This is a genomic window from Streptomyces doebereineriae (assembly GCF_031845645.1).
Taxonomy (GTDB): Bacteria; Actinomycetota; Actinomycetes; order Streptomycetales; family Streptomycetaceae; genus Streptomyces; species Streptomyces canus.
Map to the genome: position 1 here is coordinate 170,492 of NZ_JAVREZ010000001.1, position 13,557 is coordinate 184,048.

11 protein-coding genes and 1 pseudogene are annotated in these 13,557 nt (G+C 72.6%); 6 read left to right on the forward strand and 6 right to left on the reverse strand.

Translation table 11 applies throughout. The features are described 5' to 3' along the window. Positions 1-3: 3 nt before the first annotated feature. Together RNB18_RS00810 and lanKC are read right to left on the reverse strand one after the other, a co-directional pair. Positions 4-117, reverse strand: a complete 114-nt coding sequence (locus RNB18_RS00810; RefSeq protein WP_057612996.1) for a SapB/AmfS family lanthipeptide — start codon at positions 115-117, stop codon at positions 4-6. Positions 118-176: 59 nt separating this feature from the next. Next, entirely contained in the window at positions 177-2,822 is a 2,646-nt protein-coding gene (lanKC, locus tag RNB18_RS00815; protein ID WP_311712172.1) for a class III lanthionine synthetase LanKC, read from the reverse strand. Between the two features lie 196 nt (positions 2,823-3,018). Here lanKC and RNB18_RS00820 point away from each other — a divergent pair, with 196 nt between their 5' ends. The 5 genes and pseudogenes from RNB18_RS00820 (at position 3,019) to RNB18_RS00840 (ending at position 7,703) form a co-directional block, all read left to right on the forward strand. After that, on the forward strand, positions 3,019-5,466 hold the full coding sequence (locus RNB18_RS00820) for a SpoIIE family protein phosphatase (RefSeq protein ID WP_311712173.1): 2,448 nt from the start codon (positions 3,019-3,021) through the stop codon (positions 5,464-5,466). Between the two features lie 44 nt (positions 5,467-5,510). Then, positions 5,511-5,930 carry a CBS domain-containing protein gene (locus RNB18_RS00825; RefSeq protein ID WP_311712174.1) on the forward strand — a complete coding sequence of 140 codons (420 nt, stop codon included), beginning with the start codon at positions 5,511-5,513 and terminating at the stop codon, positions 5,928-5,930. A 157-nt stretch (positions 5,931-6,087) separates the two neighbouring features. After that, positions 6,088-6,264: a hypothetical protein gene (locus tag RNB18_RS00830; RefSeq protein WP_311712175.1), complete on the forward strand. Its 177-nt coding sequence runs from the start codon at positions 6,088-6,090 to the stop codon at positions 6,262-6,264. A 73-nt stretch (positions 6,265-6,337) separates the two neighbouring features. Next, positions 6,338-6,472 (forward strand): annotated as a pseudogene (locus RNB18_RS00835) (sugar phosphate nucleotidyltransferase); the annotation flags it as partial. Between the two features lie 427 nt (positions 6,473-6,899). Continuing rightward, on the forward strand, positions 6,900-7,703 hold the full coding sequence (locus RNB18_RS00840; protein WP_311712176.1) for a class I SAM-dependent methyltransferase: 804 nt from the start codon (positions 6,900-6,902) through the stop codon (positions 7,701-7,703). Between the two features lie 53 nt (positions 7,704-7,756). On the opposite strand, the gene RNB18_RS00845 is transcribed toward RNB18_RS00840, so the two are convergent. Further along, the gene (locus RNB18_RS00845) at positions 7,757-9,706 is read right to left on the reverse strand and encodes a glycosyltransferase family 2 protein (protein WP_311712177.1); all 1,950 of its coding nucleotides are present in this window, start codon (positions 9,704-9,706) and stop codon (positions 7,757-7,759) included. Between the two features lie 271 nt (positions 9,707-9,977). Between RNB18_RS00845 and RNB18_RS00850 the strand changes: the two genes are divergently transcribed. After that, complete coding sequence (locus RNB18_RS00850) at positions 9,978-10,490, forward strand: metallophosphoesterase family protein (RefSeq protein WP_311712178.1); 513 nt, start codon at positions 9,978-9,980, stop codon at positions 10,488-10,490. Positions 10,491-10,685: 195 nt separating this feature from the next. Here the strand turns inward: RNB18_RS00850 and RNB18_RS00855 are convergent, their stop codons facing one another. From RNB18_RS00855 to RNB18_RS00865, 3 genes are read right to left on the reverse strand one after another with little or no spacing between them, the layout of a single operon-like run. Beyond that, on the reverse strand, positions 10,686-11,333 hold the full coding sequence (locus RNB18_RS00855) for an SRPBCC family protein (protein ID WP_311712179.1): 648 nt from the start codon (positions 11,331-11,333) through the stop codon (positions 10,686-10,688). Between the two features lie 19 nt (positions 11,334-11,352). Further along, positions 11,353-12,453, reverse strand: a complete 1,101-nt coding sequence (locus tag RNB18_RS00860) for an XdhC/CoxI family protein (RefSeq protein WP_311712180.1) — start codon at positions 12,451-12,453, stop codon at positions 11,353-11,355. Continuing rightward, a complete protein-coding gene (locus RNB18_RS00865) occupies positions 12,446-13,555 on the reverse strand; it encodes a vWA domain-containing protein (protein WP_311712181.1) in 1,110 nt (369 codons plus the stop codon). The genes RNB18_RS00860 and RNB18_RS00865 overlap by 8 nt, the downstream gene beginning before the upstream one ends. Between the last annotated feature and the right edge of the window lie 2 nt (positions 13,556-13,557).

The window sequence follows — 13,557 nt, forward strand, 5'->3', positions numbered from 1 at the left end:
CTGTCAGAGACAGAGCGTGACGCTCGCCGCGCTGACGCAGGACAGCAGGCTCAGGGTGCTGTTGCCGCCGCCGGTGTGCTCGTCGGACTCCATCGTCTGCAGGTCGAGAAGTGCCATCTCGGTTTCCTTTCTTCGGTGTCGTCCACCCGTGGGGACGGGGTTGGGTCACGGCTCCGTCAGGTCGCGGAACCGCGTATGGGGGGCCGCCGGAGTGGCGGCAGGAACGGCAGGTGCGCGGTGACCGGATCGCCGGGGGCCGTGTGGGCCGCGCCGAGCGCGAGCAGGCACCCTGCCGTTCCGGTGCCCAGGTCCATCGACAGGCGCATCATCTGGTGACCGGGGAAGGCCAGTTGGCCCTGGTAGTCCATCGAGAACCAGCCGAGCCCGTCGATCTGTTCGGCGAGCCGCTCGCGGGTCGCGCCGGGGGTGTCCGTGCGCGCCAGGTGCAGGATCATCCCGGCGCGGCCCTGGAAGAGACCGGGCTGTACGTAGAAGCGGCTGGTGGCGGCGGTCAGGACCCCGGCGCGCGCCCGCTCGAACTCCCCCTCGGTGTCGGCGCCCAGGGCGAGGTAGTCGTCCAGGACCATCCCGATGCCGGCGCTTCCCTCACCGAGGTAGGGCAGGGTCCGCCAGCCCTCGTCGACCTCCAGCGAGCCCCTCGGGTGCGTCACGCAGCACTCCAGGTCCCGCCGCAGCGCCACCTCCGCCGCCCTCAGCAGCAGCGGCTCACCGGTGCGTTCGTACTGCCGCAGAAGGAAGAGCGCGGGCCCGGTCCATCCCCGCAGCAGCCCGGCCCGGCGCCGCTTGGCAGTGTCGGCGAGGGGCTGCGCGAGTCGTCGTACGAGGATGTCGGCGGCCTCGGCGGCCCGCTCCCGCAGCTCCGACTCACCTGTGGTGCCGGCCAGTTCACCGAGAACCAGACCGAGACCGGCGAGGCCGCCGTGCAGGTCGGAGGACAGGTTCTGCCAGCGTTCCGCGAGGACGCGCTCGACCAGGTCGAGGGCACGCTGCCGGTGGCCGAGCCGGTCCAGGACGTGGGCGATGCCCGCGAGACCGTCGCAGAGCCCGAGCGGTGTGCCCGTCGGCGGTGGCGCGGTGCGGGCCAGGAGCCAGCGCTCGCCCTCCTCGTACCGCTGGGCGCCGACCGCGCCCAGGGCGTACAGGACCCCGGCCGTGCCGTGTGCGAGCCCGAGGCCGCCGCCGTCGTTGAACTGCGTGATGTCACCGGGGAAAAGCCGGTCCTCGCGCTCCGGAGTGGCCGAGGCGAGGAGCGCCTTCACCATGGAGTCACGGCTGTAGGGCCAGTCGCCCGGCTCGACGAAGGACGGCGCGATCCCGGCGTGGACGGCCGCACGCTCGCCGCCGATGTCCCCCGGGCCCCGCGTGGCGGTGTCCCGGGTGATCTCCGCGACCGCCTCGTCGAGGAACTCCTTCGGTACGTCCGGGAACTGACGCAGGATCACCTCGGCCAGATGGGCCGCCTTGCCCCGGTCGACCACGAACAGCGTGGTCACCGGCAGGAACAGGGCGAGCCTGAGACAGGCCAGGGCGTAGCGGTCGACGTCGATGCCCGTGCGGTCCGGCGGGGCGAAGAAGCCGGGGTGGGCGACCACCTGGCGGCCGTTCTCCTCGACCGGCGCCGCCGCCTCGAAGTCGAGCAGGGAGACCGACTCCTCGTCGGGGCCGACCATGATGTTGAAGACGTGCAGGTCGTTGAAGACGATCCCGCGCGCGTGCACCGCCTCCACCGCCCGTTCCACCGCCCCGTGGATCCGCACCGCCCACGCCGTGTAGTCGGCCACGGCCCGCGGATCGGGGTCCGGGGTGAGCAGCGGATGCCGCTCGGCGAAGAACGAGTTCAGCGGGCGCCCCTCCAGGAAGTCCATGACCAGGAAGCGGTGGTCGCCGAGCGCGAACCAGTCCCGCACCTCGGGCACCACGCCGGTCCCCGCGACCTGCTCCAGGGCGGCCTTCTCCCGCTCCAGCCGGGCGATCGCGTCCGCCCCGTCGGCGGCCAGGCCCGCGTGCGGCCGGCCCTCCTTGAGGACGACCTTGCGCCCGTTGCGGGTGTCGGTGCCCGTGTAGACCCCGCCGCCGTTGGAGAAGTGCAGAGCCTTCTCGATGCGATACGGCAGCTCGCCGACCGTGGTGGTGTTGCGCGCCTCCAGGTGGGGCTCCAGGAAGGCGGGCAGCGTCACCCACTCGGGCACCTGGAAGGACGGCGCCCGGCGATCCGGCACCAGCTTGCCCTCGCCGTCCCGTACCGCCGGCACCAGCGAGCCCCGGTCGTCGACGACGAAGGTGCGCGCGAACGCGCCGTAGCGGACGTACAGCGGGCCCTCGGACCAGCGCAGATCGGTGAGGATGTACGGCCCCTCGAAGCCCTCCAGGAGCTCGCCCAGCTCCCGCAGCACGTCGTGCAGCTGCTTCTCGTCGGAGGGGTAGACGGTGACGAACTTGCCACTGGTGTCGCGGGCCGCGTACTTGGTGTTGCGCAGGTGCAGCAGATGCGGACCCGGCACGAACTTGAACGAGATGCGCCGGGGCACGCAGTAGTCCCACACGATCGCGGCGATCTGTTCCGCGTCCGCCCGGGTGGCCGAGGCGTGGATCTTCCAGCCCTGGGACGGGCCCGGCACCGGCTTCCCGTCCGGGCCGAGCGGCGTGAGCGTCAGCCAGTCGCCGATGCGTGCCGCGTCCCAGCCGTCCGGCACCGCGCGGCGCGCCGTCTCGTAGAGGGGCGCCTCGCCGGCCGAGATCCGGTCGGGCGTCTCGTAGAAGTGCCTGTCGGCGAGCGCGTACACCTCGTACCGCTTGTCCATGCGTCCCCTTCCGTGGCCCGCCGACGAGCCTTCCAGCGGGGCGGTGGCCACGGACAGTCACGGCTGTCACGAGATCACCGTGCGGAACGCATGCGTCAAGAAGTGTTCGAAGGGTTTCGAGCGCGTCTGCGCGCAGAGGCTCCACGGAACGCTCACAGGGGCTGCGCACGTGCCGTATAAGCGCTGTAATGGCGAAGTGGTGAGTGAGGGCGCTGCGGGACGCAGAACGGGAGCGTTGCGTGCCGAAAATGCCCTGACATCGGTCACGGACGGTCCCGGATCGCCCGAAAGGCTGCGCCGTGTCCTCGAACAGGCGCTCGTCTTCGCCGGGGCCACCCTCGCCGCCGTGTACACCCCCGGCGAGGACGGGGACCTGCTGGGTCTCGTCGAGTCGGCCGGCGTCCCCCGAACGGTCTACGGGCTGCGCGACAGCTATCCGAGCTCCGGCGACTCCCCGCCCGCCGACGCGCACCGCTCGGGCCGGCCGGTCTTCCTCGGCCCGGAGGGAGTCGCCGCCTGCTCGGAGCCCCGCAGGGCGGGCCGGCGCGACTTCCACCTGGCCGTCCTGCCCGCGCACGGCGACGACGGCCGAGCCTGTCTCGTCGCCGTCAGCGAGGACCCGCACGGTTTCGACGACGAGGACCGCAAAGCCCTCGAACTGATCGCCGACGCGATCGTCTGCCCCGCCCCCGTGGTCGCCACGGACGGCGCGGAACTGCAACCCAACGCCTTCAGCCTCGCCATGGACACCGGCCGCATCGAGGTCGGCGACGGGATCCTGGAGCTGTTCGGCATGAGCCGGGCCGCCTTCGACGGCAAGGTCGAGACCCTGCTCGGCCTGACCGTCCCCGAGGACCTGCCCTCGCTGATGTCGCTGTTCGAGGCCGGCCACATGTCCATCGGCGACCGTGAGCTGGAGTTCCGCATCCTCCAGCTGTCGGGGCCACCCAAGTGGCTCAGGCTGCGCGGCCGCATGCTGCCCGGCGGCGAGGGCAGTCCCTCCCAGCTCGTGGGCACCGTCGCCGACGCCTCCACCCTGCGCTCCGACGTCACCGACGTGTCCCGCGTGCAACGCCTGGCCGCCGCCCTCTCCATGGCCGGCACCGTCCGCGACGTCAGCCAGGCCGTCGTCTCCGCCCTCCGCGCCCCGCTGAGGGCCGACCGGATCGCCCTCGCCGAGCTGGAGAACGACCGGCTCGTCGTCACCGTTCTCGACCCGCCCGAACCGGAGTCCTGGCCCGAGCTGTGGCGCCTGGAGTGGCGCAGCGAGTGGCCCGAGGCGCCGGTGCGGGCCATGCCCACCCTGGCCACGGCCCTGCGTGAGGGCCGCGCCCAGATCTGGCCCGCCGGCACCGTCCTCGAACCCGCCCTCGCCGACGTCGGCCCCGGCGGCCTCGCGGTCCTTCCGCTGCCCGCCGCGGGCCGCATGGCCGGGGCCTGCCTCATCGGCTGGGACACCCCGCACCACTTCGGCCCCGACGAACGCGCCCTGCTCACGGCCTCCGCAGGCCTCGCCGGACAGGCCCTGATGCGCGCCCACGCCCTCGACGCCGAGCACGAACTCGTCGGCATGCTCCAGCGCCAGCTGCTGCCCCGCCGCCTGCCCAAACTGCCCGGCGCGATCGCCGTCGCCCGCTATCTGCCCAGCACCGCGGGCCTGGAGCTGGGCGGCGACTGGTACGACGTGATCCCGCTGCTCGACAACCACGTCGCCCTGGTCATCGGGGATGTCCAGGGCCACAGCGCCGCCGCCGCGACCCTCATGGGCCAGATGCGCACCGCCCTGCGCGCCTACGCCGTCGAGGGTCACTCCCCGGACGTCGTCGTCGCCCGCGCCAACCGCCTCCTGATGGACCTGGAGACCGACCTCTTCGTCACCTGCGTCTATCTGGACCTCGACCTGGAGGAGGGCACCGCCTGGTGCGTGCGCGCCGGACATCTGCCGCCGGTGCTGCGCCACCCCGACGGCACCACGGAGATCGCCGAGGCGGACGGCGGCCCCCCGCTCGGCGTGGTGGCCCAGGCCGACTTCCCGATGACCCCGCTGCGGCTGCGGCCCGGCACCCTGATCGCCCTGACCACCGACGGCCTGGTCGAATCCACCGAGGCCGACATCGACGAGGGCATGAACCGCCTCGCCCACGGGCTGGCCGTCTCCGACCCCGACCACCTCGGCCTCGTCGCCGACGCCCTGCTCGGAGGCGCCCGCCGCAGCGACGACGTCGCCCTGCTCCTGCTGCGCTACGACGGCATGGCCACCCATCCGCTCCGGGAGAGCTGGACCGTCTGGCGGGTCCCCGAGGCCGCCCGGCACGCCCGCCGCTTCACCCGGCGCACGCTGCGCGTCTGGGGCGTCCCGGAGGACGCGATGGACACCGCCCTGCTCGTCGTCTCCGAGCTCGTCACCAACGCCCTCGTGCACACCGGCGGCCAGGTCCGCCTCGCCCTCACCCTCGTCGGCCGCCGGCTGCGCGTCTCCGTCGCCGACGCCTCGCCCCGCACCCCCGTCAAGCCCACCAACATCGGCTGGGAGGCCACCGGCGGCCGCGGCATCCTCCTCGTGGAGGCCGTGTCGGCGGCCTGGGGGAGCGTCCCCGTCAGCGGCGGCAAGCAGGTGTGGAGCGAAATCGCACTGGACGCCTGAGGAGGGGTACCCGGAGCGCACCACCCGCAGAAGAGAGGTACGTCATGACTCAGCACGTCAGCGACATCATGACCAGCGCCCCGGTCACCGTGGAACCGCAGACCTCCGTGACAGCCGTCGCCAGGATCATGCGCGACCAGGACCTCGGCGCCGTCCTGGTCACCGACGGCGACGAACTGCGCGGTCTGGTCACCGACCGTGACCTCGTGGTGCGCTCGCTCGCCGGCGGCGGCGATCCGGAGCAGACCACCGTGGCCGGCGCGTGCAGTGACGATCTGGTGACCGTCACGCCCGAGGACGACCTGGACCACGCCATCGAGCTCATGCGCGAACACGCCGTGCGCCGGATCCCGGTCGTCGACCACGGCCACCCCATCGGCATCGTCGCCCTCGGCGACGCGGCCATGGAACGCGATCCGGGATCGGCCCTCGGCGACATCAGCGTCGCTCGGCCCAACACCTGAGCCGGGCAGGCCGGTTCGGCCCGGCCGTCAAGTTCCGGTGCGCCCGATCCCCGGCGAATGTGTGTGCGGCGGCGAGGGGCTGACGGGTCTCCCGGCCCGTTTGTCCCGAGCCTCCCGGGGGACCCGGAGGGGCAGCATGGAAGGACGGTGAACCGCCGTGATCTCGCAGACCGTTGAGAAACCCGTCGCACGCCGGCCCGAGACGGGCTGGTCCAGGACCCGCCGCCTGCACGGCAAGGGAGACCTGCGGACCTGCCTGCCCGCGATCGAGGACCGGGGCGCGACCACCACGGCGAGCACCGGGGAGGGCAACATCTTCCGCGGCGAGGACTGAGCGTCCACGCCGCACTCCCGAGTCAGCCCTCGGCCTGGACCGGTTCCTCCGGATTCGGGCTAGGGTGACGCAAATGAAGGCTCTCGTGCTGTCCGGCGGGGCCGGTACACGGTTACGGCCGATCACGCACACCTCGGCCGTACAACTGGTGCCCGTCGCCGACAAGGCCGTCCTGTTCCACGGCCTCGAATCCATCGCCGACGCGGGGCGCTGGCTCGGCGACCACGACTTCGTCGACGACGTCGACATGTCGGCGGTCAACGACTCCTCCGTCGGCCCCGTCACCTCCGTCGCGGAGAACTGCCGGATCGTGGACACCGAGGTGGAGTTCCCCATCGAGCTGCGGGACACCTCCCTCGGGGACCACAGCAAGGTGCAGATCCATTCATGAGGCTCCTCGCCGCCGATCACGTCCGCTCGGGCGAGTTGAGCACCGCGTTCCCGTTCCGGCACCTCGGTCGGCCCCTGCCGGGCCGACCCCACCAGCAGCGTGGCCCTCGACGGGCCCGCACCACGCCCCACCATCGTCGCCCTCGGGGCACGACTGGTGGACGGGGGCCCGCGCCGGCCTTGCGCCGGGACCGGCGGTCCGCCCTGCATGAAGCACTGCCACACATCCGCAAGGAGATTTCCCAGTGAAACGTCACGAGTTCCTGCGGGGGCTCCACAAAGCCAGCGCGAACCGCAACTACCTGGAGATCGGCGTCAACGACGGCCGCAGCCTGACGTTCTCCCGGGTACCGAGCATCGCGATCGACCCGGCGTTCAAGGTGGTCTCCGAGATCCGCTGCGACGTCCATCTGGCCAAGGCCACCAGCGACGACTTCTTCGCGCGCGACAACCCGCTGCAGCACCTGAAGGGCGGCCGTCACCCGCTGCGCAACATCGTGCGCAACCGCAGCCCGTTCGGCTACTGGCAGGACGTCACGCTCGACCTGTCGTTCATCGACGGCATGCACCTGTTCGAGTACGCGCTCCGCGACTTCATCAACGTCGAGAAGCACTCGGACTGGGCCAGCGTGATCGTCTTCGACGACATGCTGCCGCGCAACGTGGACGAGGCGGCCCGCGACCGGCACACCAACGCCTGGACCGGTGACGTCTACAAGATGATCGAGGTTCTCAACCGCTACCGGCCCGACCTGGAGACGGTCCTCGTCGACACCGAGCCCACCGGCCAGCTCGTGGTCTTCGGCGCGGACCCGAGCAACACGGTGCTCAAGGACAAGTACGACGAGATCATCGCGGAGTACGTGGTCCCCGACCCGCAGAAGGTGCCGGAGACGGTCCTGGAGCGGACCGTGGCGATCCAGCCGGAGACGCTGATCGACGCGGCCTTCTGGAAGCCCCTGGTGAACGCCCGCAACCGCGGCAGCAGGCGTGACCGCAGCTGGGAGCGCCTGCGCACCAGCCTGAAGCAGCTCAGCGACGCCGGCTGAGCGACTGGCGGTGATCCGGGGAGGACGCGTCGGCGTCCTCCCCGGATCTGTTTCTACCTGCCGCGTGCCCGGAGCCTGGCGACCAGCCTCCCGGCCAGCCGCCGCGCCCTGCGGACCAGTCGCTTCCCGGCAGTGGGCCGGGGCGGGCGCACGGTCACGACCTGAACCCTGCCCGCCTTCACCCGCAGCGCGAACGGCAGCGGATGGAAGCGGGGCTCCGGCGCGTCGGGCGCCGGGCTCAGCGCGACCCGCCAGGGCCCTCCGGCCAGGTCGGCGACCGGCAAGTCAGCCTCCAGGAGGGCCGCGGAGCCCCGGGGACGCAGGGTGCCGGGCACCTTCGCGGGCGCGGCGCCGGAACCACGGGTGAGCTCGAGCAGCAGCGGCGTGTCACAGGGCACGTGGAACGGTACCGGCACCTCGACACGGTCACCGGTGATCGTCACCTCGCCGCACGTGACCCGGCCGAGGTTCAGGCGCTTGCTCGCGGTGTCCACATCCAGGGCGAGGGTGCCCTCCTTCGTGGTCCAGTACGGCAGTACGACCCGGCCGCCCGCCACACCGGCGTCCGCGGCGGTACGCCCCTTGAGGGGGACCGGGCCCAGCCGGGACTCCTTGGTCCAGCCGGAGAGCTTGACGCGGACGAACACGTCCCACAGCCCGGCGCCGAGCGGGCTGCCGTCGGCCGCGGTGGCCGGGTCCAGGGCTGCCGTGCCCCGCAGCACCAGCCGCACCCGGCCGTCCTCACCCGGGACGGTCTCCCGGGAGAACTCCACCGGCTGGAAGTACTGGGCGGAGCTGGCGCGCTCCCGCAGCAGCAGATCGACCGTGGCGCGCTGGAAGCCGGCCACGCTTTGGGCGCCGACCCAGTCCACGGCTTCCTCGACGGAGGCCGGCGGCTCGGTGAGCGGGGCGGCGCTGCCCTCGGCGGGGAAGGTCATCGGCGTACCGCGGGAGGCGAGTTCGGCGGACAGGCCGACCCGCAGCACACCGCCGTCCCACTCGACGCCGTCCGGCTCGGCTCGCGAGGCGATGGAGGCCTCCCACTCGGCGAACGCGACCAGGTCGTCCAGCCGGCCGTCGGCGATCAGGGCGGCGACGACCTGCTGGGTGGGCTGGAGGCCGGCCGCGACACCGGGCCCGAAGCGCTCGAGGACCACCCCGCGGATCTCGGTGAAGAGCTCCTTGCGGTAGTCCTCGGGCGCGGCGAGCAGCCGCCTGCCGCGCATCCGCTCGACCATCTCGTTGCGCAGCCAGCGACGGAACAACCGGTCGCGGGTCGGCCCCGGCTCGGTGTACTTCTCGACGACGTCGAGCGCCTCACGCAGGTTCTGGAAGTAGCCCACCGGGTCGAAGCGCTGGAAGCCCGCGTTGGTCCCGTCGTCGCGCTTGAGGTGGTAGTAGCAGACGTAGTCGCTGAGCACGGAGACGTTGTCCGCGCGCAGATACGCCTCCGTGACGAAGACGTGGTCCTCCAGCCGGCGCCTGCCCTCGGGGAAGCGCAGGCCGATCCGGTCCAGGAAGGCCCGCCGGAACATCTTGTGCGGTGTCAGGCTGTCGATCAGCGGGGCGTTGTCGACGGTGGCACGGGGGTGGTTGCGGCGGAACAGCTCCACCGGCACACCTCGCCCCTTGCCGGCCATCTTGCCCACCACCACGTCGGCGCCGTTGGCGACCGCGTAGTCGTACATGCGCTCCAGGGCCTCGTCGCCGAGGTAGTCGTCGTTGTCGACGAACATGACGAACTCGCCCTGGGAGGCGGCCATTCCGACGTTGCGGGGCTTGCCCGACCAGCCCGAGGCGTCCTGGTGGATGACCGTCACGTTGGCGACCTCGGCGGCCAGCGCGTCGAGCCGGGCCGGCGTGTCGTCGGTCGAACCGTCGTCGACGAAGATCGCCTCGAACTCCTCCGGGGGCAGGGACTGCCTGCGCAGCGAGGCGATGCAGTCCTCGATGTGGTTCCCCGGGTTGTAGACGGGGATGACGACGCTGACCTTGACCGGCATCGGTGTCCGGACTCCTTGGGTGGTTTGTGGCTTGCGTCACGGATCGACGCTTTGTGGCGCGATGTTAACTCCGCTGAGTGAGTGAAAAGTCACAGACCGTCGCGGCGGGTGGATCAAGGAGTCGGCCGCCCAACCGAGACGCCGGACCACAGCAGGTGAGGGGCGCGGAAGGCCCCGGTGGAACGGTCCTGCTGAAGAACGTGTGCGGAGGGGCACAGCGTGGACGCCGGCTGACGGACGGCGGGGCCGCAAGCTCCTCTAGGGTGATCCTGTGCGCCTGCTGCTGACGTCCGACACCCACCTGCCCAAGCGCGCCAAGCAGCTTCCGTCCCCGCTGCTTGCCGAGCTCCCGCGCGCCGACGTCGTCTTCCACGCCGGCGACTGGGTGGACACCGCCACCCTCGACCTGCTGGAGAGCCGCAGTGCACGGCTCGTCGGGGTCTACGGCAACAACGACGGACCCGAACTGCGCGCACGGCTGCCCGAGGTGGCGTACGCCGACCTCGGCGGCCTGCGCTTCGCCGTCGTCCACGAGACCGGCGCCGCCCAGGGCCGCGAGGCCCGCTGCGCCGCCCGCTACCCCGACGCCGACGTCCTGGTCTTCGGCCACAGCCACATCCCCTGGGACACCACCGCCCCCGGCGGACTGCGACTGCTCAACCCCGGCTCGCCGACCGACCGCCGCCGCCAGCCCCACTGCACCTACATGACGGCGACCGTGGCCGACGGCCGCCTCACGGACGTCACGCTGCACCGCCTGCCGCCGCGGATCGTTTCGCCGTAGGACTCACAGGCACCCGGGGCTGTCAGTGCCGCCTGATACACCGGCACTCATGAAGGTCCGGGCCGCTCCGAATGCAGGGGAGCGGCCCGGACGCTGCGAGTGTGCGTTCTCACGGACCTCCTTCCCGATCGGAGGTGGGGCGAGGGTTTCGGACGCCCTCTCCCGTTGTTCGTCGCCTACCCCTTCGAGGGCGGCTCACACCCGTCGATTCCACATTCGCCGTATCCGGATGGTCGCGATCACCGCGACGGCAGCCGCCACCAGTGCCGCCGCGGCCCGCTTGGCGACCGGTACGCCGATCGCACGCAGCAGGTCGAGCGGCTCGTCGTCGGGCTCCTGGGCGGGGCGGACCGGCTCCGGAGCCGTCTCCGGCTCGCCCACCGGGCCCGGAACCCTCTCCGGCCCGCCCAGCCGCTCCGCCAGACACCGGGCGAACTGGCCGACCAGCCGGTCGCCGACCTCCGCCATCACACCTCGCCCGAACTGCGCCGGCCGCCCGGTCACCGCCAGATCCGTCCGCACCGACACGGCCGTACCGCCGTCCTGCCCGGTGAGCGTGCCGGTCACCGTGGCCCGTGCGGTGCCCTGGCCGCGGGTCTCCCGGCCGCCGGCGATCAGCACCATGCGGTGCGCGGACTCGTCCTGCTCCTCGAAGACGGCGGTTCCCCGGTACGTCACGGTGATCGGTCCGACCTTGACCTTCACGGAGCCGGTCACGGTCTTGCCGTCGTAGTCCTCGACGCTCGCCCCGGGCATGCAGGGCGCGACCCGCTCGATGTCGAGGAGCGCACGCCAGGCCTCGTCGACCGGGACCGGCACGGTGAACTCGTGGTGCAGTTCCATGACTTCCTCCAGGCAGGCTTCACGAAGACGGATGGATCGCCCCCGCCGTCGCCGTCAGCGGGGCACCGCTGCCGCCCCAGCGCAGCGCGACGATCTCGGCGGCCACGGACACGGCGACCTCCTCCGGTGTACGGGCACCGAGGTCGAGGCCGACCGGGGAGCGCAGCCGGGACAACTCGGCCTCGGTCAGCCCCGATTCGGTCAGCCGCTTCATCCGGTCGTCGTGGGTGCGCCGGCTGCCCATCGCCCCGATGTACGCCGCAGGCCGGCGCAGCGCCTCCTCCAGCAGGGGCACGTCGAACTTCGGGTCGTGGGTCAGGACGCAGATCACGGTGCGTTCGTCGGTGTCGGTGCCGCCGAGGTAGCGGTGCGGCCAGTCCACGACGACCTCCACGCCCTCCGGGAAGCGCTTCGGCGTGGCAAAGACCGGGCGGGCGTCGCAGACCGTGACCCGGTAGCCCAGGAAGGCGCCGATCCGGGCGACCGCGGCCGCGTAGTCGATCGCGCCGAAGACCAGCATGCGGGGCGGCGGGGCGAAGGAGTGCAGGAAGACGGTGACTGCGTCCTCGCGCCGCTCACCGTGCGGGCCGTAGTGCCTCAACCCCGTCGCGCCCAGGGCGAGTTCGCCGCGCGCGTCGGCGGTGACCGCCACGTCGAGGCCGGTGGTGCCGAGGGTGCCCGCGACCCGGTCCGGCCACACGGCGAGCGTGGCACCGCGGGGTGCCGGGCCGTCGGTCACCGTCGCCACGGTCACCGGGCGGGCCGCCACGACCGACTCCGCGATCTCGCCGAACGCGGGATCGAGGGCGGCGGACACGGGACGTACGAGAAGCGTGAGCTCCCCGCCGCAGGTGAGGCCCACCGCGAACGCGTCCTCGTCGCTGTACCCGAAGGTCTCCAGGCGGGCCTCGCCGCTCGCCACGACCTCCTGGGCCAGCTCGAACACGGCCCCCTCGACACAGCCGCCGGACACACTGCCGACGACCTCGTCGTCCGGGCCCACGGCCATGGCCGCGCCCGGATCGCGCGGCGCGCTGCGGCTCGTCGAGACCACCGTGGCCAGTCCGAACGGCACCCCTGCCGTGTACCAGCCGTTCAGCACCGGGAGGATGTCACGCATCGTCGGCTCCTTTCACCACCGCCGCCAGACGCTCCAGCGCGGCCAGGCTGTGCCCCTCGACGAACGCGTCCACGCTCGGCAGAGCGGCCGCCATCCCGGCGGCCAGGGGCGCGTAACCGGGACGCGCCTTGCGCGGATTGGCCCAGATCACCCGGTGCGCCAGCCGCTGCAAGCGTCGCATCTGCGCCGCGAGCAGCTCCGGATCGCCACGCTCCCAGCCGTCCGACAGCACCACCACGACCGCCCCGCGTGCCGTGCCCCGCTGCCCCCAGCGGTTGAGGAACTCCCGCAGCAGCTCACCGAGCCGGGTACCCCCGCGCCAGTCCGGCACGGCGGCGGCCAGGGCGGCCATCGCCAGGTTCGGGTCGCGGTGCGAGAGCTCGCGGGTGACGCGGGTCAGCCGGGTGGCGATCGTGAACACGTCGGTGCGGGTACCGCGGGCGCCATGGGCCGCCGCGTGGGCGAAGCGCAGCAGCGCGTCGGCGTACGGCGCCATCGAGCCGCTGACGTCCACGAGCAGCACGACCCGGCGGGGCCGCTCGGCCCGTGCACGGTGCCGGAGGCGGGCCGGTTCCCCACCCTGCCGCAACAGCTCCCGCACGGTCCGGCGCGGATCCACGGCACCGCGCCTCGCCGGGCGGCGACGGGCCGTACGCCGTGCCTGGCCGTGCAGGGCGAAGGCGGCCAGCAGGCGACGCAGGGCCGCGCGTTCGGCGGCGTCCAGATCGGCGATGTCGCGGTGGCGCAGGACTTCGGCGGAACCGGCGAGGGCGGCCGAGGGTGGGAGTGCGGGTTCGTCGGGTGCCCGGGTGCGGGGCTCGGCCTGCGTGTCCCGTACGGCGAGCCACTGCCCGGGAGGGGCCGCCCGCCGACCGGCCTCGGCCGACTCGCCGCCGAAGCGAGCCGCGAACACCTGGTCGTAGAGCTCCAGGTCCTCGTGGCTCCCGCACAGGGTCAGCCGCCCCGCCCAGTACACCTGCGCCGGCCCCAGCTCGGCCACCGCCCGCAGAAAGGCGTGCACCCGCTCGGCGCTCGCGTCCACTCCTGCCACGCGAAGGGCGCGGGCAAAGGCGAGGAAGACACCATCGGCCGTCCCGGACATGG

Excerpts from the sequence above, each read along its gene's own strand:
- RNB18_RS00865 (WP_311712181.1), bottom strand. The coding sequence starts at position 13,555 with ATGTCCGGGACGGCCGATGGTGTCTTCCTCGCCTTTGCCCGCGCCCTT.
- RNB18_RS00845 (WP_311712177.1), bottom strand. The coding sequence starts at position 9,706 with ATGCCGGTCAAGGTCAGCGTCGTCATCCCCGTCTACAACCCGGGGAAC.
- RNB18_RS00810 (WP_057612996.1), bottom strand. The coding sequence starts at position 117 with ATGGCACTTCTCGACCTGCAGACGATGGAGTCCGACGAGCACACCGGC.
- RNB18_RS00855 (WP_311712179.1), bottom strand. The coding sequence starts at position 11,333 with ATGGAACTGCACCACGAGTTCACCGTGCCGGTCCCGGTCGACGAGGCC.
- RNB18_RS00825 (WP_311712174.1), top strand. The coding sequence starts at position 5,511 with ATGACTCAGCACGTCAGCGACATCATGACCAGCGCCCCGGTCACCGTG.
- lanKC (WP_311712172.1), bottom strand. The coding sequence starts at position 2,822 with ATGGACAAGCGGTACGAGGTGTACGCGCTCGCCGACAGGCACTTCTAC.
- RNB18_RS00860 (WP_311712180.1), bottom strand. The coding sequence starts at position 12,453 with ATGCGTGACATCCTCCCGGTGCTGAACGGCTGGTACACGGCAGGGGTG.